This window comes from Streptomyces sp. NPDC031340 (genome assembly GCF_055569945.1).
On record NZ_JBVIIE010000033.1, the window covers coordinates 12,208 to 35,820 of the forward strand.

General features: G+C 72.2%; 23 protein-coding genes and 1 pseudogene. 20 read left to right on the plus strand and 4 right to left on the minus strand.

Features of this window, described 5'->3' with window-relative positions; all coding sequences use genetic code 11:
• Positions 1–69: 69 nt before the first annotated feature.
• Genes ACZ5GT_RS24670 through ACZ5GT_RS24685 form a run of 4 tightly spaced genes read left to right on the plus strand, consistent with a single transcriptional unit; the run spans position 70 to position 5,238 of the window.
• Positions 70–831, plus strand: a complete 762-nt coding sequence (locus ACZ5GT_RS24670; RefSeq protein ID WP_469029921.1) for a redox-sensing transcriptional repressor Rex — start codon at positions 70–72, stop codon at positions 829–831.
• Complete coding sequence (locus tag ACZ5GT_RS24675; protein WP_469029926.1) at positions 828–2,579, plus strand: glutamyl-tRNA reductase; 1,752 nt, start codon at positions 828–830, stop codon at positions 2,577–2,579. Before ACZ5GT_RS24670 ends, ACZ5GT_RS24675 begins: the two co-directional genes overlap by 4 nt.
• Entirely contained in the window at positions 2,576–3,535 is a 960-nt protein-coding gene (gene hemC / locus ACZ5GT_RS24680) for a hydroxymethylbilane synthase (RefSeq protein ID WP_469029933.1), read from the plus strand. Before ACZ5GT_RS24675 ends, hemC begins: the two co-directional genes overlap by 4 nt.
• Positions 3,532–5,238: a bifunctional uroporphyrinogen-III C-methyltransferase/uroporphyrinogen-III synthase gene (locus ACZ5GT_RS24685; protein WP_469029936.1), complete on the plus strand. Its 1,707-nt coding sequence runs from the start codon at positions 3,532–3,534 to the stop codon at positions 5,236–5,238. The genes hemC and ACZ5GT_RS24685 overlap by 4 nt, the downstream gene beginning before the upstream one ends.
• 105 nt (positions 5,239–5,343) lie before the next feature.
• Here ACZ5GT_RS24685 and ACZ5GT_RS24690 read toward each other — a convergent pair whose 3' ends face one another.
• Positions 5,344–6,201, minus strand: a complete 858-nt coding sequence (locus ACZ5GT_RS24690; protein ID WP_469029939.1) for a class I SAM-dependent methyltransferase — start codon at positions 6,199–6,201, stop codon at positions 5,344–5,346.
• 105 nt (positions 6,202–6,306) lie between these two features.
• Between ACZ5GT_RS24690 and ACZ5GT_RS24695 the strand changes: the two are divergent.
• Positions 6,307–6,465 (plus strand): annotated as a pseudogene (locus tag ACZ5GT_RS24695) (ATP-binding protein); the annotation flags it as partial.
• A gap of 57 nt (positions 6,466–6,522) precedes the next feature.
• On the opposite strand, the gene ACZ5GT_RS24700 reads toward ACZ5GT_RS24695, so the two are convergent.
• On the minus strand, positions 6,523–7,815 hold the full coding sequence (locus ACZ5GT_RS24700; RefSeq protein ID WP_469029942.1) for a helix-turn-helix domain-containing protein: 1,293 nt from the start codon (positions 7,813–7,815) through the stop codon (positions 6,523–6,525).
• 183 nt (positions 7,816–7,998) lie between these two features.
• Between ACZ5GT_RS24700 and ACZ5GT_RS24705 the strand changes: the two genes are divergently transcribed.
• From ACZ5GT_RS24705 to hemB, 11 genes are all read left to right on the plus strand, one after another.
• Positions 7,999–8,469 (plus strand): glycine-rich domain-containing protein, encoded by a 471-nt coding sequence (locus ACZ5GT_RS24705; RefSeq protein WP_469029946.1) that lies wholly within the window; start codon positions 7,999–8,001, stop codon positions 8,467–8,469.
• 113 nt (positions 8,470–8,582) lie between these two features.
• Positions 8,583–9,269, plus strand: a complete 687-nt coding sequence (locus ACZ5GT_RS24710; RefSeq protein WP_469029953.1) for a class I SAM-dependent methyltransferase — start codon at positions 8,583–8,585, stop codon at positions 9,267–9,269.
• A gap of 306 nt (positions 9,270–9,575) precedes the next feature.
• On the plus strand, positions 9,576–10,553 hold the full coding sequence (locus ACZ5GT_RS24715) for a helix-turn-helix domain-containing protein (protein ID WP_469029958.1): 978 nt from the start codon (positions 9,576–9,578) through the stop codon (positions 10,551–10,553).
• A 47-nt stretch (positions 10,554–10,600) separates the two neighbouring features.
• Complete coding sequence (locus tag ACZ5GT_RS24720; protein ID WP_469029963.1) at positions 10,601–11,446, plus strand: DNA-processing protein DprA; 846 nt, start codon at positions 10,601–10,603, stop codon at positions 11,444–11,446.
• Between the two features lie 104 nt (positions 11,447–11,550).
• The gene (locus ACZ5GT_RS24725; protein ID WP_469029968.1) at positions 11,551–12,945 is read left to right on the plus strand and encodes an FG-GAP repeat domain-containing protein; all 1,395 of its coding nucleotides are present in this window, start codon (positions 11,551–11,553) and stop codon (positions 12,943–12,945) included.
• A 213-nt stretch (positions 12,946–13,158) separates the two neighbouring features.
• Positions 13,159–13,374 carry a hypothetical protein gene (locus tag ACZ5GT_RS24730; RefSeq protein ID WP_469029973.1) on the plus strand — a complete coding sequence of 72 codons (216 nt, stop codon included), beginning with the start codon at positions 13,159–13,161 and terminating at the stop codon, positions 13,372–13,374.
• A 164-nt stretch (positions 13,375–13,538) separates the two neighbouring features.
• Positions 13,539–13,949 carry a VOC family protein gene (locus ACZ5GT_RS24735; RefSeq protein ID WP_469029979.1) on the plus strand — a complete coding sequence of 137 codons (411 nt, stop codon included), beginning with the start codon at positions 13,539–13,541 and terminating at the stop codon, positions 13,947–13,949.
• A 68-nt stretch (positions 13,950–14,017) separates the two neighbouring features.
• Entirely contained in the window at positions 14,018–14,557 is a 540-nt protein-coding gene (locus tag ACZ5GT_RS24740; protein ID WP_469029982.1) for a helix-turn-helix transcriptional regulator, read from the plus strand.
• Positions 14,557–15,240, plus strand: coding sequence for a glyoxalase (locus tag ACZ5GT_RS24745; protein ID WP_469029987.1), 684 nt, complete (start codon positions 14,557–14,559; stop codon positions 15,238–15,240). Before ACZ5GT_RS24740 ends, ACZ5GT_RS24745 begins: the two co-directional genes overlap by 1 nt.
• Before the next feature lie 64 nt (positions 15,241–15,304).
• A complete protein-coding gene (locus tag ACZ5GT_RS24750) occupies positions 15,305–15,790 on the plus strand; it encodes an iron chaperone (protein WP_469029990.1) in 486 nt (161 codons plus the stop codon).
• A gap of 97 nt (positions 15,791–15,887) precedes the next feature.
• Positions 15,888–16,886, plus strand: a complete 999-nt coding sequence (gene hemB, locus ACZ5GT_RS24755; protein ID WP_469029993.1) for a porphobilinogen synthase — start codon at positions 15,888–15,890, stop codon at positions 16,884–16,886.
• 30 nt (positions 16,887–16,916) lie between these two features.
• Here the strand turns inward: hemB and ACZ5GT_RS24760 are convergent, their stop codons facing one another.
• Positions 16,917–17,729, minus strand: coding sequence for a DUF4232 domain-containing protein (locus ACZ5GT_RS24760; RefSeq protein ID WP_469029996.1), 813 nt, complete (start codon positions 17,727–17,729; stop codon positions 16,917–16,919).
• A 192-nt stretch (positions 17,730–17,921) separates the two neighbouring features.
• Between ACZ5GT_RS24760 and ACZ5GT_RS24765 the strand changes: the two genes are divergently transcribed.
• Complete coding sequence (locus ACZ5GT_RS24765) at positions 17,922–19,307, plus strand: helix-turn-helix domain-containing protein (protein WP_469030002.1); 1,386 nt, start codon at positions 17,922–17,924, stop codon at positions 19,305–19,307.
• Between the two features lie 6 nt (positions 19,308–19,313).
• Here ACZ5GT_RS24765 and ACZ5GT_RS24770 read toward each other — a convergent pair whose 3' ends face one another.
• A complete protein-coding gene (locus tag ACZ5GT_RS24770; protein WP_469030006.1) occupies positions 19,314–20,324 on the minus strand; it encodes a hypothetical protein in 1,011 nt (336 codons plus the stop codon).
• 132 nt (positions 20,325–20,456) lie between these two features.
• On the opposite strand from ACZ5GT_RS24770, the gene ACZ5GT_RS24775 reads away from it, so the two are divergent.
• From ACZ5GT_RS24775 to ACZ5GT_RS24785, 3 genes are all read left to right on the plus strand, one after another.
• Positions 20,457–21,143, plus strand: coding sequence for a TetR/AcrR family transcriptional regulator (locus tag ACZ5GT_RS24775; protein ID WP_469030009.1), 687 nt, complete (start codon positions 20,457–20,459; stop codon positions 21,141–21,143).
• A 119-nt stretch (positions 21,144–21,262) separates the two neighbouring features.
• Entirely contained in the window at positions 21,263–22,165 is a 903-nt protein-coding gene (locus ACZ5GT_RS24780) for an SAM-dependent methyltransferase (protein ID WP_469030012.1), read from the plus strand.
• A 118-nt stretch (positions 22,166–22,283) separates the two neighbouring features.
• Complete coding sequence (locus ACZ5GT_RS24785; protein WP_469030017.1) at positions 22,284–23,489, plus strand: aminotransferase-like domain-containing protein; 1,206 nt, start codon at positions 22,284–22,286, stop codon at positions 23,487–23,489.
• Positions 23,490–23,613: the final 124 nt, after the last annotated feature.

Consider the following 23,613-nt stretch of genomic DNA (forward strand, 5'->3'; position numbering starts at 1 on the left):
GCCTGCATTCGACGGGGCGGTCTGGGGACGTGCGACCGCCTGCAGCCCCGCTCTACCCGCAGGAGCACCGTGGCAACTGGCCGAACACACCGACCGGCGACCCGTAGCCGAGGGATTCCCGAGGCCACCGTCGCCCGCCTTCCGCTGTACCTCCGGGCGCTCACCGCACTATCGGAGCGCTCGGTGCCCACGGTCTCCTCCGAGGAGCTCGCGGCCGCGGCCGGCGTCAACTCCGCCAAGCTGCGCAAGGACTTCTCCTACCTCGGCTCCTACGGGACCCGGGGCGTGGGGTACGACGTGGAGTATCTCGTCTACCAGATCTCCCGTGAACTCGGTCTGACCCAGGACTGGCCGGTTGTCATCGTCGGCATCGGAAACCTCGGCGCCGCGCTGGCCAACTACGGCGGGTTCGCCTCCCGCGGTTTCCGGGTCGCCGCCCTCATCGACGCCGATCCCGCGATGGCCGGGAAGCCCGTCGCCGGGATCCCGGTGCAGCACACCGACCACCTGGAGACGATCATCCAGGACAACGGCGTCAGCATCGGCGTGATCGCGACCCCCGCCGGCGCCGCCCAGCAGGTCTGCGACCGGCTGGTGGCCGCCGGGGTCACCTCGATCCTGAACTTCGCGCCGACGGTGCTGAACGTCCCCGACGGCGTCGACGTGCGCAAGGTCGACCTCTCCATCGAGCTGCAGATCCTCGCCTTCCACGAGCAGCGCAAGGCCGGCGAGGAGGCCGCGTCCGGCGACGGCGGCGTCCCGGTCGCCGCCCGCACCGAGCCCGCCGACCAGGGACCCGACGGGGACGTCCCCGCCGTGATGCCGGCATGAGTCTCCTCGTCGTCGGCCTGAGTCACCGCAGTGCCCCGGTCAGCGTCCTGGAGCGCGCCGCGCTGGCCTCGGACGCCCAGACCAAGCTGCTGCACGACACCGTCGCCGCCGAGCCGGCCACCGAGGCCGCCGTGCTGGCCACCTGCAACCGCATCGAGCTGTACGCCGACGTGGACAAGTTCCACGCCGGTGTCGCCGAGCTGTCCACGCTGCTGGCCCGGCACAGCGGCGTCGGGCTGGAGGAGCTCACGCCCTACCTGTACGTCCACTACGAGGACCGGGCCGTCCACCACCTGTTCTCGGTGGCCTGCGGGCTGGACTCGATGGTCGTCGGCGAGGGGCAGATCCTCGGGCAGATCAAGGACTCCCTGGCCAGGGCGCAGGACCTGCACACCGCCGGGAAGCTGCTGAACGACCTGTTCCAGCAGGCCCTCCGGGTCGGCAAGCGGGCCCACTCCGAGACCGGCATCGACCGGGCCGGCCAGTCGCTGGTCACCTTCGGCCTGGAGCAGCTGGCCGCGGGCGGCGAGGTGCAGCTCTGGGCGCGTGGCAAGCGGGCCCTGGTGATAGGCGCCGGCTCGATGTCGTCGCTGGCCGCGGCGACGCTCGCGCGGGCCGGGGTCGCCGAGGTCGTCGTCGCCAACCGCACCCTGGACCGCGCCGAGCGCCTGGCGCAGATACTCACCGAGGGCGCCGACACGGGCGTGGCGGCCCGCGCGGTGCCGATGCAGTCCGTGCCCGACGAGCTGACACGTGCCGACGTCGCCGTCTCCTGCACCGGCGCCACCGGGCTGGTACTGACCGCGGCGGCGGTCGCCGCGGCGACCGGGGCCCGGGCGCCCGAGAGCGGCCCGGCAGGTCCGGCGGACGGCCGGGCCGCTACCGCGGACGTCCGGGCCGACGTACGCGACGGCGTCCCGCGCGACCTGCCGCCCACGCCACCCACCCCCCGTGACACCGAGGAGGGCCGGCCGCTCGAGCTGTCCGCCGCGCAGACCGGCTTCTCCGTCATGGGCGAGGCCGCCGTGGCCGGCATGGACGCGGCGACCCTGGAGCAGCACGGCGCCTGGGTCGCGGGCGGCAGCGCCGACCGGCGGGAGGCCGTGCGCCGCAGCCTGGAGGCCGACACCGAGCTGATCACCGCGCTCGCCGCGACCGCCGCAGCCGTCGGCCGGATCCCCGAGCGCCGCAGACCCGAGCCGGTCGCCGAGCCGCAGCGGCCGGAGCCGGTGCTGTTCCTGCTGGACCTGGCCATGCCCCGGGACATCGACGCGGCCGTGCACCGGCTGAGCGGGGTGCGCCTGGTGGACATCGAGTCGCTCGCCGAGGCCTCGGCCGACGCGCCGATGGCCGCCGACGTCGACCAGGTCCGCCGTATCGTCGCCGACGAGGTCGCCGCCTTCGGCGCGGCGCAGCGGGCCGCGCACATCACGCCCACCGTGATCGCCCTGCGCACCATGGCCGCCGACGTGGTCGCGGGCGAGATCGCCCGGCTCGAGGGGCGGCTGCCCGGCCTCGACGCCAAGCACCGCGCCGAGATCACCCAGACGGTCAAGCGCGTCGTCGACAAGCTGCTGCACGCGCCGACCGTACGGGTCAAGCAGCTCGCGGCCGAGCCCGACGGCGCCGGGTACGCGGACGCGCTGCGCACCCTCTTCGACCTCGACCAGGAGACGGTGGCCGCCGTCTCCCGCGCCGACGACTCCGACACCTCCGAAAAGAACAGCAAGAACCGAGGGCCGGTATGAAAGACAAGGCACTGAGGCTCGGGACACGGCGGAGCAAGCTCGCCATGGCCCAGTCCGGGCAGGTTGCGGACGCCGTGAGCCAGGTGACCGGACGGCCCGTGGAACTCGTCGAGGTCACCACCTACGGCGACACCTCCCGCGAGCACCTGGCGCAGATCGGCGGCACGGGCGTGTTCGTGGCCACCCTGCGGGAGGCGCTGCTGCGCGGCGAGGTCGACTTCGCGGTTCATTCGCTGAAGGACCTGCCGACCGCGCAGCCCGAGGACCTGGTCCTCGCCGCGATACCGGTGCGCGAGGACCCGAGGGACGTCATCGTCGCCCGGGACGCGCTGAAGTTCACCGACCTGCCCCGCGGGGCGCGGATCGGCACCGGCTCCCCGCGCCGGACGGCCCAGCTGAACGCGTACGCGCGCAGCCACGGGCTGGACATCGAGATACGCCCGATCCGGGGCAACGTCGACACCCGGATCGGATACGTGCGCGACGGCGAGCTCGACGCCGTCGTACTGGCCGCCGCCGGGCTGAACCGGCTCGGCCGCCTCGACGAGGTGACCGACTTCCTGTCGGTCGACACGATTCTGCCGGCCCCCGGCCAGGGGGCCCTGGCGGTCGAATGCGCCGCGGACCACGCGGAGCTGATCGCCGCGCTCGGCGAGCTCGACGACCCGTTCACGCGGGCCGCCGTGACGGCCGAGCGCGCACTGCTCGCCGCCCTGGAGGCCGGCTGCAGCGCCCCCGTGGGCGCGCTGGCCGACTTCCTGGCCGACGGGCAGAACGATAAGGAAATGCGCCTGCGCGGCGTCGTCGGCACGACCGACGGCACGAGCACGGTGCAGCTGTCCACCACCGGTCCCGTGCCCCAGACGCACGACCGGGCAACGGAGCTCGGCCGCGCACTCGCCGCCGAGATGCTTGCCCAGGGCGCGGCCGGTCTGATGGGGGAGCGAGCACAGTGAGCCCCACCACCTTTCCCACCGGCCTCGTACACGGGCACGTCACCTTCCTGGGTGCCGGACCCGGAGATCCGGGACTGCTGACTCTGCGCGCCGTCGAGGCGCTGGCGAACGCGGACGTTCTGGTCGCCGAGCACGACGTGCTCGACGTGGTACGCAAGCACGCCAGGCAAGGCGTCGCCGAAGTGCACACCGACCCGGACCCCTCGTCGGATCCGGTACCGGGCACGGGCGCACCTCAGCTGGCGGTCGTTGACGGCACGTCAACAACCGCTGGTGTCCCCGTGGTAAGGGATGCCGCACATCTTGTCATGGAGGCCGCGCGGGGCGGCAGGCGGGTCGTACGTGCGGTGTCCGGGGACCCGGGACTCGATACGTACGCCGCCGCCGAAATGCTCGCCTGCGCCGCCGCCGGTGTTCCCTTCGAGGTCGTGCCGGGTGTCGCCACGGCCGTCGGCGTGCCCGCGTACGCCGGTGTCCCGCTGCGCGACGCGCAGGGCGCGGACGTGCGGTTCGTGGACGCCCGCACGGCGTCGGACCGGTGCTGGACGGAGGTGGGCGCCTCGGACGGGACGGTGGTCGTCTCCACCACCCTCGACTCCGTCGCCGCCGCCGCGGGCGAACTGGTGTCCGCGGGCCGCAAGCCCGACACCCCCCTGACGGTCACGGTCGCCGGCACGACCACGCGCCAGCGCACCTGGACCGCCACCCTCGGCACGATCGCGCAGACGCTGAAGCAGGCCAAGGTGCTGCCGTCGCCGGAGGGCGGCCGGCCGGTGATAGCCGTGGTCGGTGAGCGTTCCTCCGCCGCCCAGCGCGACCAGCTGTCGTGGTTCGAGTCCAAGCCGCTGTTCGGCTGGCGGGTGCTGGTGCCGCGGACCAAGGAGCAGGCGGCGTCGCTCTCCGACCAGCTGCGCTCCTACGGGGCCGTGCCGCACGAGGTCCCGACCATCGCCGTCGAGCCGCCGCGCACGCCCCAGCAGATGGAACGTGCCGTCAAGGGCCTGGTGACGGGCCGCTACGAGTGGATCGCGTTCACGTCGGTCAACGCGGTCAAGGCGGTGCGGGAGAAGTTCGAGGAATACGGCCTCGACGCGCGTGCCTTCGCGGGCATCAAGGTCGCGGCGGTGGGCGAGCAGACCGCGAAGGCGCTGATCGCCTTCGGCGTGAAGCCGGACCTGGTGCCCAGCGGCGAGCAGTCGGCCGCGGGCCTGCTGGAGGACTGGCCGCCGTACGACCCGGTGTTCGACCCGATCGACCGCGTCTTCCTGCCGCGCGCCGACATCGCGACCGAGACCCTGGTCGCCGGACTCATCGAACTGGGCTGGGAGGTCGACGACGTCACCGCCTACCGGACGGTGCGCGCGTCGCCGCCGCCGGCCGAGACGCGGGAGGCGATCAAGGGCGGTGGCTTCGACGCCGTTCTCTTCACGTCGTCCTCGACCGTGCGGAACCTGGTGGGCATCGCCGGGAAGCCGCACAACGTCACGGTGATCGCGTGCATCGGTCCGGCGACCGCCAAGACCGCCGAGGAGCACGGCCTGCGGGTGGACGTCATGGCTCCGGAGCCGTCCGTGCACAAGCTGGCGGAGGCCCTGGCCGACTTCGGCAGGCGCCGCCGCGCGGCGGCCCTGGAGGCCGGCGACCCGGTCACCCGGCCCAGCGAGCGGCGACCGGGGGCGCGGAGACGGCGGTCGACGACCTGATCCGGTCGCCGGTCGCCGGTCCGGCGAGGGAACCGTGATGTGGCGAGGCGGAGCGTTCCTGCAGAAACGCTCCGCCTCGTGCAGCAGATGGCGTCGCCGAGGCGGTCAGGTGGTGGCCAGCAGCAGGTCTTCTCCGCTTGACGGGCGAAGGCCGTCCTCGCGATCGGCGAAGTAGCGTTCGGCGAGCGAGGCTCCCGAGATGTGCCGGGCGTCTTCGAAGCCGGTTTCCCGGGCCAGGGCAAGCATTTCCTGAGGCGTGTAGAAGCTGATGAACGGTGTTCCGGACGCTCGTGCGCCTTCCGCGCTCGCCCGCAGGCCGGGGCGGTCCGCCGGGTCGACGAGTTCGATCGGCAGCAGGAAGGTCATGGCGAGCGTCGAGCCGGGTGCGAGCCCGGCGATCTGGCGCAGGGTGGCCGCGGTGGCGTCTTCGGTGAGGTACATGGTGACACCGGTGGAGACGATGAGCGAGGGCCGGCCGAAATCGAACCCGGCGGCGGCCAGCCGTTCGGACCAGGGATCACCGGCCTCGAAGTCGACCGGCACGAGGTGCAGCCAGTCGGGGATGCCGTGACCGAGCTCGATCAGGCGTCGGCGCTTCCATGCCTGGGGGCCGGGCTGGTCCACCTCGAAGATCCGCAGACGGGACGCGATCTCCGGCCTGCGTTGGGCGAAGGTGTCCAGACCCGCCCCCAGGATGACGTATTGGCCGATGCCGCGGCCGGCCTGCTCGGTCACGAGGTCCTCGATGAAGCGGGCGCGGGCCGCGATGGCCGCCCGGAACCCGCTGGTGGCATGCGGGTCCATGTCCGGGCGGTCGCGCCAGCCCCTGCCGGGGGCCGCCAGTTGGAGGCCGACCTCGTCCTCGATCACGTGGGGCGGCGGGTCGACCTGGACATGTAACGCCCGCCAGAGGGCGGTCCGCACCGCGGAGCTGTCCGGTGCCTCGGTCTGCTCGACTGCCATGGTGTTCCCCTTGTTCGTCGCTCGTGGCCCAGTGCTCGTGGCCCCGTCGTCTGAGCTGTAGCTACTCTTCCGTGCGGGGAAGAGGAGCGTGGGTGCCGCCGATCAGGTCCCTGGTTGCCCGTCAGCCCCCGGGCGACCGTCGACCCGCCCACGGAGTCGGGGTACGGCCTGCTGCTCGTCGAGGAGTTGGCGGACCGCTGGGGCGTGCGGTGCGGGCCGGTGCCGTCGAAGACCGTCTGGGCGGAAATTGACCTCGCTTGGTGACGGCGCTGCCCTTCCGTGCCGGTGAGTCGGCCCGACTCGCCCACCCGACCTCGAAAATCACCCGGCTCGCGTCACGGCGACGTGCAGTTCACGTACGCCCGAGGTACGCGGGTACCGTTCGGCCAGTTCGGTGACGATGCTGTGGATCGCGGGCCGGTCCCGGACCTCACCGGGGCTGGCCCGATATGCGTCCAGCAGGGCACGGGCGGTCTGCTCGGGCCGGTTCCAGGCCCACCAGGCACGCGCCATGTCCGTGCTCATGCGGGCCTTTCGCTCAGCGGTCGGAAACTGCTCAAGGCGCAGGTTCTTGCCGGCCTCCAAAGCGGCGCCCGCGTCACCGAGTGCCCAGTGAACGCCCATCGCGTACAGGTCGACTGCGGCCGGGCTGATGGGAAACAGGCGGCCGACCGGGGCGATGGGCGGCAGCCGCCGTGCGGCTCGGCGGGCTTCCTCGGTCATCGTCAGCGCCTCAGTGCGCCGGCCGCCTCGAGCCGCCGTGTATGCCAGAGTGCAGAGCATCTGCGCGTACGCGGCCGCCGACGCGTCGGTGCGCAACCCGGTCGCCTCAACGGCGGCGGCTGCTGACGTCATGATGCGCTGAGCGTCGGCGTTGCGGTCCTGGTGCCGTAACACGATCGACAATTCCCGGGCGGCTGCCGCCGACGCGAGCGGGGAACCGGACACCTCGGCCCAAGTGCGCGCGCGTTCTGCGGTGACGCGGGCGCGGTCGTAGGAGCCGAGCTTGTTCAGCACGGCAGTGGCCAGGCTGTACACGGAGGAGAGCCGGGCTTGGTCGAGGTCCCGGCGGGACGCGGCGGCGGAGTGCCCGTCCGCGATGAGGCCCGGCAACACGGTGAGAAGCCGTCTGTGGGCACCCTTGTCATACAGTCCGCGGGCGGCGGCCAGGCGGGTGTCCAATGGGCCGGCCCCCAGGGGCGGTGGGGTGTCGGCCAAGGCTTCGTCCAGGCCCATCAGCAGAGCGGCCGGTCCGGCAGCGGCCGTGGCGGTCAGCAGCGTGCGACGGCGCATCGGGTCCTCCTCGGCGTCACGCGGACTGCCGGTCACTCTAGTGGCCACCGATGCGGTTGCTGCGGGTGGCGCCAGAGAAGTCACCAGGAGGTGTCGGGGAACGCCGACTTCGAATGCGGCCCTGTGGACCAGAGTCAGGTCGACGACGCGCGATCGCCGTTCGAGCCGTGAGATCGTGGCCGACGAGCAACCGAGCCGTTCGCCAAGCGCGGCCAGTGTCCACGCACGGTTTTCGCGGCCGAGCCGGATCAGCGCGCCGGGGCGACGCTGCGCGGCTAACTCACGTGCTTTCCTGCTGTTCCAGAGCGGGTCGACGGGCACCGGACCCTCCCAAGCCGCACTATCGGTGCGGCCTACGGTACGGGTGCCACGCGGAGGCGTCGAGAAGGCTTGCACGATGTGCAACGGGCTTGCTCGGGAGGAAAGTTGACCTCCTTTAGCGTGCCCGGCGCGGTGTGCTGGGTGCATCGCCCCGACCCGCGGGGCGCCGTCCCTGGAGGCGCCATGGCAGCCAGCAGCACTGTTGCATCACTGCTCACCCCCGACCCGACGAGCCGTCCGGTCCGCTCCGTGCGGGATGTCGTTCCGGCCGACCTGTGGGAGAAGCAGGTCGGGCTCCTCATGCGGGACTACCCGTACGACTCGATCATGGCAGCCCGCGTACTGGGACAGGCGTACGCGTACCTCCTGACCGCCATGGAGCATCGAGGCGAGTCGCTCGGGCTCGCGCCGAGCACGCTCGTCGACATCGGCGTCCACACGATCATCCTGGACACTGTGGCGTACGCCGACCTGTGCGATCGCTTCAACGGGGGGCGCTTCCTGCACCACGTGCCCGAGGTCGAGTTCAAGAACGACGGCTCCGTGATGAAGACAGCGCAACGCATCGCGGCCGACGGCTGGGAGGTCGACCTGTCGCTGTGGGCGGACGCCGCCGAGTGCGGCCCGTGCCACCCCGGCAACGACTCGCACTGACCGCCCCGGACGGTTGCTTCGGGCTCCCTACCGATGGTCGGGGGCCCGAGGCGATCGGGTGAGGTTCCGGTGAAGCGACCCGAGGGCCGGCCGGACACGGCAGTATCGCGCGGGTGAGCACAGGAAGCGCAGACCTCTGGCATCACTACGGCCGCACCCGCCACGTCACCGACCAGACTGTGCCCGGCGACTTCCGGTGGAACTGGGGCCAGGACGGTGGTCCGGGGGCTGAAGCGCTCGGCGAACTGACCGGGGCGTGCGTCGGTGACCTTGGTGCCGGGGCCGCCCGGCACGCCGCTCACCTGGCCCTCCACCACCCACTCGCCCGGATCGTCGCGGTCGACGGATCACCCGCCCAACACGCCATGGCCACCGACCTGTACGGCCACCTCGCGCCCCGTCTCCATATCTTGCGGGCCGACGTGGTGAGCCACCTGCAGACGCGGCAGGACGTCTACGACGTGCTGTACAGCGTCTTCGGCGCGGTGGACTTCACCGAGCCGCGTGAACTGCTGACGGCGGCGGCCGCAGCCCTGCGGCCCGGCGGCCGGCTGGTGTTCTCCACCCTGGGCCACTGCCTCAACGGCGCACCCGCAAAGCCCGACCTCCGGCACACCGTCATCTCCGCGATGACTCCGGAGGGAGAGACGACCACGATGCGGCGCTGGGTTCTTCAGGAGCACGTGTGGACCAAGCTGCTCGACCAGGCGGGTTTCACAGAGATCCGCGTCGACGTACTGCCCGCCGGGAAGGGACCGCGTGCCGCTGACACGCTGCTGGTGACCGCGATCCGCCCGTGAGTGCCGAGCATGGGAACCCGGAAATTCGGGCGGCCGGAGACACGGGAGCCCGGCGGGCTGTGTGCCGGTGGCGCGGGCGGTAAAGGACCAAATAACCCGGGGAAAAAACCAACCAACCAACCAAACCTCGCGTAGGTCACCCGGGCGGGTGAAACCGGGCGGTGTGGCTGGCGTGTTGGCTGGTGGGGCGGGCAGGCTCGGGGCCAGCGGGATCACAACTCGAGAGCCCCAGACATACGTCGGCCCCCGCCGGGACTGCCATCCCAGTGCGAGGGCCTGACCAACGAGGAAGTCGGAGCCTTCCCCATGGCTGAGAAGAAGCCTAGCGCCGCCCTGCGTCCGATTCCGGGTGTTCGGCGCGGCACCACACCCTCCGGTGTCACGCACGTACGCACGTACCAGTCGGGCCACTACACCGTGGTGGGCAACCACCTCGCCCAGCACCGCGAGTTGTCGCTGACCGCGATCGGGCTGGCCACGCACATCATGTCGCTGCCGGAGGGCGCGCCCGTCGACATCCGCAGCCTCGCCGAGCGCTTCCCCGAGGGGCGCGACCGGATCGCCTTCGCCCTGCGGGAGTTGGAGGCGCACGGCTACCTGGAGCGGGTGCGGGAGCGCACGGAGACGGGACGGCTGGTCACCCGGACGTACGCGCACCACACGCCGGGGCGGGCCGCCGCGACGGGCCGGGTTCGGGGCCGGAGCGCCGCTGTCGACGGCTCGGGGGACGGTCCGCGTACGTCGTCCCAGGAGGACGACCGAGGGGCGCCTTCGCCGACGTCCCCGGACGTGCAGGCTGCACCCGTTGCCGCCGAGCCCCAGCCGCCCGCAGCCTCGGTTCCGGCGGTGGAGGACACCGGCAGCGACGTGCGGCACGGGAAGGCCGTCGCCCTCCTCGCGGGGCTGCGCCGCGTCGACGAACGCCTCACCTTCTCCCAGCGGGACGTGAACCGGCTCGCGCCCGCCGTGATCGCCTGGTTCGACCGCGGTGTCCCGGCAGCCGTCGTCCGGCGCGCCCTGACCGTCGACCTTCCCGCGGACGTGCGCAGCCCGGCCGCGGTCGTCGCCTACCGCCTCCGCGAGTCGCTGCCCGCCCCGCTCCCGGCGCGTTGCGCGCCACCAGCCCCTATGGCGGACGACCGTACGAGCCGGCGTCCGCATCCCTTCCAGAACTGCGACGGCTGCGAACGCGCCTTCCGCGCCCCCCAGCCCGGCCGCTGCCGCGAGTGCCGCGATCGCCAGCCTGAGCATGTGGCCGCGCTCTCCGCGGGCCGTGCGGCGTGATCCGCGCCAGGGACCGAGAACTGGAGCGGGCAGCCGTCGTCGCACTCTTGCGGCGAGGCGATCGTTCCTGGTCCGAGCTCACCGACCAGATCGAGACCGTAGGCAGCGCCCGGGACGTCCTGGAGCAGTCACTCGACGCTTCCGGTCAGGTCGCGCTGTTCGATCCCGGCCCGCCGGTGGATCTGGACGGTGTCGCCGCCGAGATCGCCGCCTGGGAGCGGGAGGGGATGCGGTTCGTCACGATCCTCGATGAGGACTACCCGCTCTGTCTGAGGTTGGTGCACCATCGGCCTCCCTTCCTGTTCCTGCGGGGCGAGTCCGTCGAGCATGATCTGCGCGTGGCCGTCGTCGGCACCCGCACTCCCACCCCCGACGGCATTGCGCATGCGCGAGACATCGCGGGCGGTCTCGCCGAGCGAGGTGTCACTGTCGTCAGCGGGCTGGCCGCCGGTATCGACACCGCGGCGCACGGTGCCGCCCTCGCTGTCGGCGGGCGTACCGTCGCGGTCATCGGAACGGGCCTGCGTCGCGCCTATCCCGCGCAGAACGCACGGCTTCAGCGGGAGATCGCCGAGCGGGGACTGCTGCTCTCCCCGTTCTGGCCGGACGCGCCGCCGTCGAAGACGTCCTTTCCGCTGCGCAACGGCGTGATGAGCGGCTACAGCCTGGCCACGGTCGTGATCGAGGCCGCCTATCGCAGCGGCGCCCGGATGCAGGCCCGTCTCGCCCTGGAGCACGGCCGCCGGGTGTTCCTGATGCGTTCGCTGCTGATCCATGAGTGGGCGAGGGAGTACGTGGAGAGACCGAACACCACCGTGATCGACGGGCCAGAGGACGTCTTCCGCCGACTCGATTCCCTCGTCCCCAGTGCGGGCAAGCTGACCTGGGTCTAGCGGTGTACAACCCTCCTCCGCAGTCATGGGTCTCCCCTGTAACCCGCCACCACAAGATCACCGGCGACCGGCTCCGCCCGGTCCCGTGCGCACGCAGGAGACGCATGTTCACGCGCAGGACGTCCCGCCCGCTCCGGCTCGCTCTCGCGACCGCCACCGCCGTCTCCCTCACGGGCGGAGGCCTGCTGGCCCTCTCGGGGACGGCCGCGGCCGCGCCCGCGAAGTACGCCGACGACTTCAACGGCGACGGCTACCGGGACTACGCCCAGGCATCCCTCGGCGGTTCCTTCACCGTGACGTACGGGACCGCGACCGGTCCCGGCACCGTGACGAAGACGTTCACGCAGAACAGCGCGGGCATTCCCGGGACCGCCGGGGACGCCGGCGACTACGTGGACGCCTTCGGCGAGGACCTGGCCGCCGCCGACCTCAACCAGGACGGCTACGCCGACCTCGCGGTCACCGACTTCACCGAGAAGGTGAGCGGCAAGGCCAACTCGGGAGCGGTCACCATCATGTGGGGCGCGAGGTCCGGCCTCGGAAGCAAGGCCACCCGGCTCCCGGTCGGCGCCGTCGCCGACCGGGGCTTCGGCAAGGCCGTCGAGACCGGTGACTTCAACGGCGACGGCAAGCCGGACCTGGCGGTCGTGGACGCCATCGACACCGCCTACGTCTTCCGGGGCGGCTTCTCCAAGACCGGGACGACCGGCAAGGTCACCAAGCACCGCCTGCCAGCCGGCTCGCCCGACATCCTCGAACCCGCCGGACTCGTCGCCGGGAAGGTCACCAAGGACAAGGCCACCGACCTGTACGTGCTCGGCCAGGGCTACCGCAACGACAAGATGACCCTGGACGCCTGGTTCCTGCGCGGCGGCACCACCGTCAAGCCCGCGGCCAAGGTCACGCCGATCAACAGCACGGCCCCCGACTACAGCCCCACGGGCGTTATCGCGGACTTCGACAAGAACGGCTACGGCGACCTGGCTGTCGGCGACACCCGCTACAACAAGGGTGCCGGCTCGGTCGTCGTCGTGCGCGGCGGATCATCCGGTCCCACCACCAAGTACCGCCTCACCCAGGACACTTCAGGCGTCGCCACGGCCGCCACCAAGAACGACGGCTTCGGCGGGGCGCTCTCCGCCGGTGACACCAACCGCGACGGCTACCCGGACCTCGCGGTGAGCTCGGAGGAGGAGAAGGTCGGCTCGGTCGCGTCGGCGGGCGGCGTCCACATCCTGCGCGGCGGTACGAAGGGCCTGACCGGCGCCGGTTCGCAGTGGTTCACCCGCGCCACCGCCGGCGTACCGGGCGACCCCCGGAAATACCAGAGGTTCGGGATGAACATCCGGCTGCGCGACACGGACCGGGACGGCGACGCGGACCTGGTGATCGGCGACGACGAATACGAGCCGACCAGCCTGCTCCTCCCGGGCGGCCCTTCCGGTGTCACCACCGCCACCGTGACGGGATTGCACGTGTGGCCGAGCTTCCCGCAGTGACGCAGGAGGAGGGGCGGTCACTTCCGCAGCCGGGGCCGGCACCGGCGGGTCCGCACGGCCGACCGGTTCGGCCGTCGGCACGTCGCCGCGGCCGTGCCTCAGCGGTCGTGCAGGCGGCCCGGCGTCCGGCCGAGGGATGGCTGACGCCGCATTAGAGTCCGTCGTATGTCCGACGCCGCGCGGGAACCTGCCGAGCAGCCCAGGCTATGGCAGGTGACGATCGCGCTCGTCGCCACGGCGGCGCAGCACGAGGAACTGATGGACCGCATGGTCGAAGTGCTGTGCCCTGATCCGGACCATGAGGGGCCCTGCCCCATCCCGTGGGGCATGCACAGCGTCAGCGAGGACTCACTCTCCCGGCGGCAGCGCAGGGCGCTGTTGGCGGAGATCGAGGAGACCAACTGGAATCCGGAAGACGAGTCCCGGTAGTACTCGCCGAGAAGGCGGACGTTCGGCGGGGAGGCGGGTGCACCGCCACGGGAGCGTGCGCGCTCCGCGTGACGTGCTCGTGAGCGTCCGAGCGTGTCCGCGCGTGTCCGGATCGATCAGGATTCGAGAAGCGCGGTGACGGAGCCGCCTCTAGTCTGCCCGTCATGGACATCACCATTCACACCTGCGCCCTTCCGCACGACGACCCGGACGCGTCGCTCGCCTTCTACCGTGACGTCCTCGGCTTCGAGGTCCGCAGCGACGTCGGGCAGGGCAGGATGCGCTGGATCACGGTCGGGCCGGCCGGTCAGCCCGACACGTCGATCCTGCTGGCGCCGCCCGCCGCCGACCCGGGAATCACCGAGGACGAGCGCCGCACCATCACCGAGATGATGGCCAAGGGCACCTACGGCTGGATCCTTCTGGCCACGCGGGACCTCGACGCCACGTTCGAGAAGGTGCAGGCCGGTGATACCGAGGTCGTACAGGAGCCGACCGAGCAGCCGTACGGCATCCGCGACTGCGCCTTCCGCGACCCTGCGGGCAACCTGGTCCGCATCCAGGAGCTTCGCTGAGCCGTGCGGGTGCCGGTGCTGGTGCGGCCGTGCGGGCCGATGTCGCGGGAGAGAAGGGGAGCGTTCTCATGTGCCAGCAGGAGTGGCGGCGCGCACGCGTCGAGGCGCAGCGCCTGGCCGATCTCGCGCGGTTGCGCCGCGTCCGTGACCGGATCGACAGGGAGTACGCGCAGCCGCTGAACGTGGAGGCGCTCGCCCGCGACGTGAACATGTCCGCCGGGCACCTCAGCCGGCAGTTCCGGGCCGCCTACGGCGAGTCGCCGTACGCGTACCTGATGACGCGCCGCATCGAGCGCGCGGCGGCCCTGCTGCGGCGGGGCGACCTCAGCGTCACCGAGGTCTGCTTCACGGTCGGCTGCGCGTCGCTGGGCACGTTCACCACCCGCTTCACCGAGCTGGTCGGCATGCCGCCCGGGGCCTTCCGGCGCCAGGCGGCGGAGGCAGCGGATGCGGCGGACGCGGCGGCCGACCACGCCGATGCCGGGAGCGTGGCCCACGACGCGGGCCCTGCGATCACGCTGGAGGGGATGCCGGCGTGTGTGGCGAAGCAGGTGACAAGACCGGTCAGGAATCGAGAAGCCCCGGCCGCCGAGCGGCCCCTAGCGTGATGGTCATGGCAACCACGACGTCCACCGCGTCCGACACGTCCATCGCATCCGTCACCCTCAAGGTGGCCGACCCCGATGCCGCCCACCGCTTCTGCACCGCCTTCGGAGTGGACACCCGCGTACGCCTAAGGGCGTCCGAGGCACCCTCCACCGGATTCCGCGGCTTCACCCTGGCGCTCACGGTGTCCCGGCCGGCCACCGTCGACAGCTTCCTCGGCGCCGCCGTGGACGCCGGCGCCACGGTGCTGAAGCCCGCCGCGAAGTCGCTGTGGGGCTACGGCGGCGTCGTCCAGGCCCCGGACGGGACGATCTGGAAGGTCGCGACCTCGGCGAAGAAGGACGACGGCCCGGCCACCCGCGAGATCGACGAGATGGTCCTCCTGCTCGGCGTCGAGGACGTGAAGGCCGCCAGGCAGTTCTACGTCGGCCGGGGCCTGACGGTGGCCAGGAGCTTCGGCGGCAAGTACGCCGAGTTCACCTCCGGCGAGTCCAGCCCCGTGAAGCTGGCGTTGTACAAGCGCCGCGCCCTGGCCAAGGACCTCGGCGTTCCCGCCGACGGCACCGGCTCGCACCGCATCGTCCTCGGCGGCACCGCCGGCGCCTTCACCGACCCGGACGGATTCGTCTGGGAGGCCGCCGCCCCGCTCACCCCCGCGCCGCCCACGGCGCCCGCACCGTCCTGACCCACGGCCTCGCACTCCCGCCCCGACCGCCCCCGCCTCATCCCGGTACGAGAGGAAACCTGCCATGAAGTCCACGAAGTCGTCCGCCGACAACTCCGGCACGACCGCCGAGCAGTACGACGGATTCACCGCCGAGGAGCGGGCGGCGATGAAGGAGCACGCCCAGGAGCAGAAGAAGGCGGCAGCGCGGCGCGGTGCGTCCCGGGCGGAGAAGGAAGCGGCGGCGGAACAGGACGTGCTCGCGAAGATCGCCGAGATGCCGGAGGCGGACCGGGTCCTCGCCGAGCGGATCCACCACATCGTCAGGACCGTCGCTCCGGACCTCACCCCCAAGCTCTGGTACGGGATGCCCGCCTACGCCAGGGACGGCAAGGTCCTCTGCCACTTCCAGAGCGCGCAGAAGTTCAAGACGAGGTATGCCACCCTCGGCTTCAGCGACCAGGCGGCACTCGACGACGGCGCCATGTGGCCGACCGCCTACGCCCTGAAGGAGCTGACCGCGGCCGACGAACAGCGCATCAGCGAGCTCATCGAGAAGGCGGTGGGCTGAGGCCGGCCGGGGCGGAACCAGCAGCGAACGTTACCGAGCCGTGGCCCCGACACACCGTCGGCAAAGGCGCTCTCGGGGCGGGCGTAGCGTAGGGCGTATGACGAAGTACGGTTCCTTTCCCGGTACGCGTCCCCGTCGGCTGCGCACCACCCCGGCCATGCGGCGCATGGTCGCCGAGACGCGGCTGCACCCGGCGGACTTCATCCTTCCGGCGTTCGTGCGCGAGGGCGTCAGCGAGCCCGTGCCGATCGGCTCGATGCCCGGCGTCGTGCAGCACACGCGGGACAGCCTGAAGAAGGCCGCCGCCGAGGCGGTGGCGGCCGGGATCTCCGGCATCATGCTGTTCGGCGTGCCGGAGGAGGAGAAGAAGGATGCCGTCGGCACGCCGGGGACCGACCCCGACGGGATCCTCCAGGTCGCCATCCGGGACGTGCGGGCCGAGGTCGGCGACGACCTGCTCGTCATGTCCGACCTGTGCCTCGACGAGACCACCGACCACGGGCACTGCGGCGTGCTGGACGCGGAAGGGCGCGTCGACAACGACGCGACCCTGGAGCGGTACGCCGAGATGGCCCAGGTGCAGGCCGACGCCGGCGCCCACGTCGTCGGACCCAGCGGGATGATGGACGGGCAGATCGGCGTCATCCGCGACGCCCTCGACCAGATCGGGCGGGAGGACGTCGCGATCCTCGCCTACACCGCGAAGTACGCCTCCGCCTTCTACGGGCCCTTCCGCGAGGCCGTCGGCTCCTCCCTCCGGGGCGACCGCAAGACCTACCAGCAGGACCCGGCCAATCTGCGTGAGTCGATGCGGGAGCTGGCCCTCGACCTCGAGGAGGGCGCCGACATGGTGATGGTCAAGCCGGCCGGCCCCTACCTCGACGTCCTGGCGCGCGTCGCCGACGCCGTGGACGTGCCGGTCGCCGCGTACCAGATCTCCGGCGAGTACTCGATGATCGAGGCCGCCGCCGAGAAGGGCTGGATCGACCGCGACCGGGCCATCCTGGAGGCCCTGACCGGCATCCGGCGGGCGGGCGCGCAGAACATCCTCACCTACTGGGCCACCGAGGTGGCCCAGAAGCTGCGCGCTCAGTAGGCCGGCAGGCCAGTAGGCCGTAGGCCGCAGTCAGTAGGCCAGGGCGTCGTCCATGCTCTGCTGCCAGTACGTCACCGACAGCGTGCTGTCGTAGTACACGCCCTTGGCCGGCAGCGCGGGCACCGCGGCGGCGCCCCCGCTGCTGTTCGGGGTGGTGCCCTGGAAGCCGACCGTGAGCTTGTGGCCGGTGGCGCCGCCGTCGCCGCTGCCGTCGGCGGCCGACAGCAGTACGCCCGCGTAGCCGGACTCGCCGGGCGCCAGGGTCGTCACCGCCTGCGGGTGGCTGGCCTCGATCGCCTGCGGCACCCACTGCATCTCGTCGAAGCGCAGCACCGGGTAGTACGTCAGGTCGCAGGTCCGCGAGCCGGTGTTCTTCACCGTGATCAGCAGGTGGTTCAGCGGGCGCGGCACCGGCTGCGCCGTGACGGTGGTGTTGGAGCCGTTGCAGAGGACGCGGCTCTGCGAGGATCCGGAACCGGTCGACGTGTTCTTACCGGTGGTGTTCTTCCCGGTGCCGGTCGCGCCGGTCGACCCAGTGGTGGCGGAGGAACCGGTCGAGCCGGACGACCCCTTCGAACCCGTTGAACCGATCGAACCGATCGAACCGGTCGAACCGGTCGAGCCCGCGTCGTCCGTCTCGCCGGTCTTGCCAGGCCCCTTTTCGCCGGCCGACGGAGACGCCGTGGCCGGCCGGGACGCGCCCTCGTCCCGCGTTCCCGTTCCGTCCTCGCACGCGGTGAGGGCGAGGGCGGCGAGGGCCACGCCCGCCGCGGCGAGCAGCCGCCCACGGGGGCCGGAGGTGCGGGAGACGCGGGCGGAGCGTGCGGTGCGGTACGTGCGCATGGCGGGATCTCTTTCCTGGGCGGCCGGTCGGACCCGGCGGCGTGCTGGGATGAACCGAAGCCTGTGCGATGATCCGTCCCGGCTGCCACAGCCGACGGACGATCCGGGACGCTGGAACGAAAACAGCGGCCTGAGCTGCGGAAACAACCCTCCCCTGGAACGGGGGAACGGGACACGGGGGATGGAGGAGACGTGTCGGACGGCGGTACGGCGCCCGGGGGCGCGGCCGACTTCGCCGCGCTGCTGAGGGAGCTGAAGGAGCGCTCCGGGCTCAGCTACGGCATGCTCGCCAAGCGGCTCCACATGAGCACGTCGACCCTGCACCGGTACTGCAACGGGGATGCCGTACCGACCGACTACGCGCCCGTCGAGCGGCTGGCCCGGCTGTGCAAGGCGACGCCCGAGGACCTCGTCGAACTGCACCGGCGCTGGGTCCTGGCCGACGCCACCCGGAGACGGAAGGCGCCCACGGCCGTCGTGACGCCGACGGAGACCGTGGCTGCGGAGGCGGCCGGGGTGACGGGTGCCGACAAGGACACGGACGCGAAGACGGGCACTGACGCCGTGCCTGTCGCCGAGGTCGCGCCCGTTTCCTCCGTGTCGCCCGCCGAGGAGCAGTCGCCGCGCGGACGCCGTCCGCGGACCCGTACGGCCGTCGTCGCCGGGGCCGCGGTCGCTGCCGTGCTGGGCGCCGTGGCGTTCGCCGTCGGACTGCCGTCCGGTGGGGCCGGTGACGCCGGCCGGGCCGACGGGGCCGCGTCCGCCGACGGGGGCCGGAGGGCGGCGGGCGGCGACGGGAAGGGCGGGTCGGTGTCGCCGTCCGGCGCCTCGCCCTCAGCCTCGAATGCCTCGAAGTCCGGGGCGAAGCCCCGGCACCAGCAGACGCCCGCGCAGACGCCGGGCGCCCCCTCCGCCTCGGCGCACGCCGGAGCGGGCCCCGCCGGCGACACCTCCGCCGCCCCGCCGCTGACGGTGAAGGTGGAGCCGTACACCTGGGAAAGCCCGTGCTCCCAGCGGTACTTGATCAACCTTCCGGCGGCGAAGGTGCCTCCGCCGCCCACCGACGGCGACGCCACCGCGTGGGTGGCCGCGGTGGGGGCCGTCTCCTCCGGCGAGCAGTACGTGACGCTCACCGTGCAGGGCACCGGCCGGGAGACGGTGGTGCTGGAGCGGATGACCGTCCGCACGGCCGGCAAGCGGTCGCCGCTCGCCTGGAACGACTACGCGATGGGCTATCCCGGCGTCGGCTGCGGCGGCGACGTGCCGACCCGGTCCTTCACGGTGGCCCTCGACGCCGCGCGGCCCGCCGTGGTGCCCGAGGCGGGGCACCGGGACTTCCCGTTCAAGGTGAGCGAGTCCGACCCGGAGGTCTTCTACGTCAAGGCCGACGCCTCGGCGTACGACGTGCGCTGGTACCTGGAGCTGGACTGGTCCAGCGGTTCGCGGCACGGGACGCTGGTCCTGGACGACCACGGCCGCCCGTTCCACACCAGCGGCAACAACGGCCGCCCGGCGTACGAGTTCCCGCTCGGCGGCTCGCAGTGGGTCGCGGAGGGGACGACGGACGTTTCCCAGTAGGGCCTGTCACCTTCGATACCGCTGCGCCACTGCCGTGAAGGCGGCCTTGGGTTCCCAGTCCATGTCGGGATAGGTCTGGCCCCGGCGCCCTTCGAGCAGCTTGACGATGCCCAGGCCGGCCCGGTCCAAGTCGTCCCTGGGGTCGCCGTCCGGGCGATGCGGGTAGCCGGGCAGGGCGAACAGGAACACGAACGCGCTGTCCACGCCCTCGGTCTCGAAGATCTCCAGCAGTTCGCTCAGATACGCGGCCTGGCCGGCCTCGTCACGCTCGTATATGCCGTTCAGTCGTACCGGGGCCTTGGTCACCGGGTCGTGATCGACCACGTCCAGCACCCGCCCGCCGCGGTCTCCCGCGCCGTGGTAGGCCGCGGTGCCGAAGCCGGTGACAGCGAGCGGCTTCGGGCCTCGGGCCAGGGTGCGCACCGCATCCCGGAACCGGTCGGCGACCTCGGCGGAGCGGATCAGCTCGTACGTCACGATGTCGAAGGGATTCCAGTCGACCTGCTCGAACTGGATGGACGCGTAGGTGAGCTTGCCCTGGAAGCATGCGCGGACCGTGGCCGCGGCCTCGCGGAGGAACCGGTTGATGCGCACGCCGAGTTCGCGCATCGCTTCGGCCCGCCGCTCGGGTCGGCTCATCAGCTGCTCGACCCGCTCCTCGGGGCTCTCCCCGGACAGGAAACCGCGGTTCATCACGCTCAGCTCGACCCCTGCGACGAACACGACTGTGGCCCCCTGCTGCCGGAGCCGTTCCGCTCGCTCGGCGCAGTCGCGGAAGAGGGTGAGGATCTGCTCCGGATCCAGCTCCAGCGGGTAGGGCGAGAACCACACCTCCAGGCCGAGCTCGGCGGCGGCACCGGCGGCCAGCTCCAGTCGGTCCGGGTCGCCGCCGATGATCTGGACCGCGTTGCAGTGCAGGTCGTCGCGGATGATGCCGAGCTCGCGCCGGACCACCGCGGGGGCGAGGTGCTCACGGGATATCTGGCCGTGCACGACGAATCCGGTGTCGTACGTCATTCCTCTTGCTCGCATGGTGAGGTCCCCTCGGTCGGTCTCGGTCGGGCCGAGGCTGACAGAAAAAGTGCGTGCGCGCAAGTTTGCGCTCACGCAATTTTGCGCGCGCGCAGTCCTGTGTGGAACGCTGACACCGTGACGACACCACCAGGGCTGCGGGAGCGGAAGAAACAGGCCACGCGCGAGGCGCTGCGCGAGGCGGCCCTGCGCTTGGCCGTGGAGCGCGGACCGGACCAGGTGCGGGTCGAGGACATCGCCGAGGCGGCCGGGGTCTCGCCGCGCACCTACAACAACTACTTCGCCAGCCGCGAGCAGGCGATCGTCTCTGCTGTCACCGCGGACCGGGAGGCGCGGATCGCGGCGGCGGTCGCGGCCCGGCCCGCAGGAGTGCGGCTGGCTGACGCCGTCACCGAGGCAGTGGTCGAGCAGTACATGAACACCGGCGAGCGCGAACACGAGGTGCTGCTGCTGATCACCACCCGCACCGCGCTGCGCGACGCGTTCCTCGACACCACCGCCGGCATCGAGCGCCCCCTCACGGCGGTGATCGCCGAGCGCCTGGACGACGCCGAGGCGCCCACAGCCCGCGTCCTCGCGGCAAGCGTGACCGCGGCGGTTCGTATCGCGCTGGAAGGCTGGCTCCGGCCGGCCGGGAACGCGGAGGCCGCCGAGAGTCTCGCCGCCGGAGCCTTGGTCGTGCCCGCCGGGTCACTGCCCGACCGGCTCCGCACGGCGCTGGCCCCGCTCGCGCCCGCGTTCGACGCCGCCGAGCGACACACCCGGGCCGAGCCGACCGGGGCATCCGCTGAACGAAGTTCCTGAGCACTCCCACGCATGTCTCAGGTGGACTTTGGGCACCAGCAAGTCGCTTTCAAGGCTAGGTTGTTGACGACCTGTCGTCTGCTGTCGAACCGCCGCCCCGATCCGCCAGGGAGACTTCCGTGCCCGGTGACGCCCTCAGCCAGGATCCCGCCGAGCTGAGAAGGAGGATCGACACCACCAGGGCGCACCCCGCCCGCGTCTACGACGTCTTCCTCGGCGGCAAGGACAACTACCCCGCCGACCGGGCCGCGGCCGCCGCCGCGCTCGCCGCCAACCCGCGCGGCTACCTCGACGTACGGCACAACCGCGACTTCATGCGCCGTGCCGTCACCGCGCTGGCCAGGGAGGACGGCATCCGCCAGTTCCTCGACATCGGCACCGGCCTGCCCACCGCGGAGAACGTCCACCAGATCACCCAGCGGATCAACCCCGACTCGCGCGTGGTCTACGTCGACAACGACCCGGTGGTGCTGGCGCACGCGCGCGCCCTGCTCACCTCCCGGCCCGAGGGGCGCACCGACTACCTCGACGCCGACTTCAGGAACGCCGCGCAGATCCTCGAACAGGCCGCCAGGACGCTGGACTTCGACGAGCCGGTCGCGCTGTGCCTGATCGCCGTCCTGCACTTCGTCGAGGACGAGGATGCGTACCCGATCGTGCGCGACCTCCTCGACGCGCTGCCGTCCGGCAGCCGCCTGGTCCTCAGCCACCTCACCGAGGACCTCAACCCGGAGAACATCCGCGCCGTCCAACGCGCCTACACCGAGCGGGGCTTCACCTTCGTCCTGCGCACCGGGGCGGAGGTCGAGCGCTTCCTCACCGACAGCTCCCTGGTGCCCGCCGACCCCGGTGTGGTCCCGGTCCACCGCTGGCGCCCCGACGGCGCGGCCCCGGTGCCCGAACAGCCGGACGCCGCCTACCTGGCGGCCCTCGACCCCATCGACCGGGTCCGGTACGCCGACATCAACGACGTCACGGACGCCGACATCAACGTCTACGCGGCCGTCGGCAACAAGCTGTGACCGCCCGGGCGGGCAGTGGCGCACGGCCGTCCGCATCCCGGAAAGCCGCTTGTAGGTTGCACGTACTTCCCTAGGCTGCGGCAGGAGACGACGTCGCCGCAGCCGAAGGAGCCGTGTCATGACCGTCACCGAGCCCGCCCCTGTCTCCGCTCCCGTGCCGCCGCTCGCGGCGCGGGCCCGTACGGTCGGCGGGTCGCCGGTGCGGGACATTCTCGCCGTCACCGCCCGCCCCGAGGTCGTCAACTTCGCGGGCGGGCTGCCGGCTCCGGAGCTGTTCGACGCCGACGGGGTCGCCGCCACCTTCCACGCCGTGCTCACCGAGGTGCCGGAACGGGCGCTGCAGTACTCCACGACGGAGGGCGAGCCCACGCTGCGCGCCGCGCTCGCCGCCCGCGCGAGCGCCCGCGGCCTCGCCACCGACGCCGACGACATCCTGGTCACCACCGGCTCCCAGCAGGCGCTGTCCCTCCTCGCCACCGCCCTGCTCGAACCCGGCGACACCGTCCTCGTCGAGGACCCCTGTTATCTGGCGGCCCTCCAGGCCTTCGGCCTCGCGGGCGCGCGCGTCGTGGCCGTGCCGGCGGACGCGGACGGCATCGACCCCGAGGCGCTGGAGGCGCTGGTGGTGAGCGAGCGGCCGAAGCTCCTCTACACCGTGCCCACCTTCCAGAACCCGACCGGCCGCACCATGCCCGCCGGGCGCCGGGCCGCCGTCGCCGCGGTGGCCGCCCGCCGGGGGCTGTGGATCGTCGAGGACGACCCCTACGGCGAACTCCGCTTCGAGGGCGAGCGGGCGCCCTGGATCGCCTCACTCGACGACGCCCGCGACCGGACCGTCCTGCTCGGCTCCTTCTCCAAGGTGATGGCGCCCGGCCTGCGGCTGGGCTGGCTGCGGGCGCCCGCCGCGCTGCGCCGGGCCTGCGCGATCGCCAAGCAGGCCGCGGACCTGCACACCCCGACCGTCAACCAGCTCGCCGCGGCACGGTACCTGGCCGACCGCGACCTGGACGGGCACGTCGCCCGGGTGGCCGGGGCGTACCGCGAGCGCCGCGACGCGATGCTCGCCGGGCTCGCCGACGCCCTTCCCGACGGCTCCGCCTGGAACCGGCCCGCCGGCGGCATGTTCCTGTGGGCCCGACTGCCGGAGGGGTACGACACCACGGCCCTGCTGCCGGACGTGGTGCGGCACGACGTGGCGTACGTGCCCGGCGCGCCCTTCCACGCGGGCACGCCGGACACCTCGACGATGCGCCTGTGCTTCGTCACGCACACGCCGGCGGAGATCACGGAGGGGCTGCGCAGACTGGGCAGGGCCCTGCGCTGAGCCCGGCCCGGCTGAGTCCAAGAGCTCAGCCCGGCCGGGTGCTGAGTCCGAGAGCTGAGTCGGCGGAGCTGAGCCCGGCCGGGGCTGAGCCCGGCCGGGGCTGAGTCCGGGTGGCTCGGTTCAG

Coding starts and splice junctions, on each gene's coding strand:
- ACZ5GT_RS24675 (WP_469029926.1), top strand. CDS start 828: ATGAGTCTCCTCGTCGTCGGCCTGAGTCACCGCAGTGCCCCGGTCAGC.
- hemC (WP_469029933.1), top strand. CDS start 2,576: ATGAAAGACAAGGCACTGAGGCTCGGGACACGGCGGAGCAAGCTCGCC.
- ACZ5GT_RS24690 (WP_469029939.1), bottom strand. CDS start 6,201: ATGGCAGTCGAGCAGACCGAGGCACCGGACAGCTCCGCGGTGCGGACC.
- ACZ5GT_RS24705 (WP_469029946.1), top strand. CDS start 7,999: ATGGCAGCCAGCAGCACTGTTGCATCACTGCTCACCCCCGACCCGACG.
- ACZ5GT_RS24715 (WP_469029958.1), top strand. CDS start 9,576: ATGGCTGAGAAGAAGCCTAGCGCCGCCCTGCGTCCGATTCCGGGTGTT.
- ACZ5GT_RS24725 (WP_469029968.1), top strand. CDS start 11,551: ATGTTCACGCGCAGGACGTCCCGCCCGCTCCGGCTCGCTCTCGCGACC.
- ACZ5GT_RS24735 (WP_469029979.1), top strand. CDS start 13,539: ATGGACATCACCATTCACACCTGCGCCCTTCCGCACGACGACCCGGAC.
- ACZ5GT_RS24740 (WP_469029982.1), top strand. CDS start 14,018: ATGTGCCAGCAGGAGTGGCGGCGCGCACGCGTCGAGGCGCAGCGCCTG.
- ACZ5GT_RS24745 (WP_469029987.1), top strand. CDS start 14,557: ATGGTCATGGCAACCACGACGTCCACCGCGTCCGACACGTCCATCGCA.
- ACZ5GT_RS24750 (WP_469029990.1), top strand. CDS start 15,305: ATGAAGTCCACGAAGTCGTCCGCCGACAACTCCGGCACGACCGCCGAG.
- hemB (WP_469029993.1), top strand. CDS start 15,888: ATGACGAAGTACGGTTCCTTTCCCGGTACGCGTCCCCGTCGGCTGCGC.
- ACZ5GT_RS24760 (WP_469029996.1), bottom strand. CDS start 17,729: ATGCGCACGTACCGCACCGCACGCTCCGCCCGCGTCTCCCGCACCTCC.
- ACZ5GT_RS24770 (WP_469030006.1), bottom strand. CDS start 20,324: ATGACGTACGACACCGGATTCGTCGTGCACGGCCAGATATCCCGTGAG.
- ACZ5GT_RS24785 (WP_469030017.1), top strand. CDS start 22,284: ATGACCGTCACCGAGCCCGCCCCTGTCTCCGCTCCCGTGCCGCCGCTC.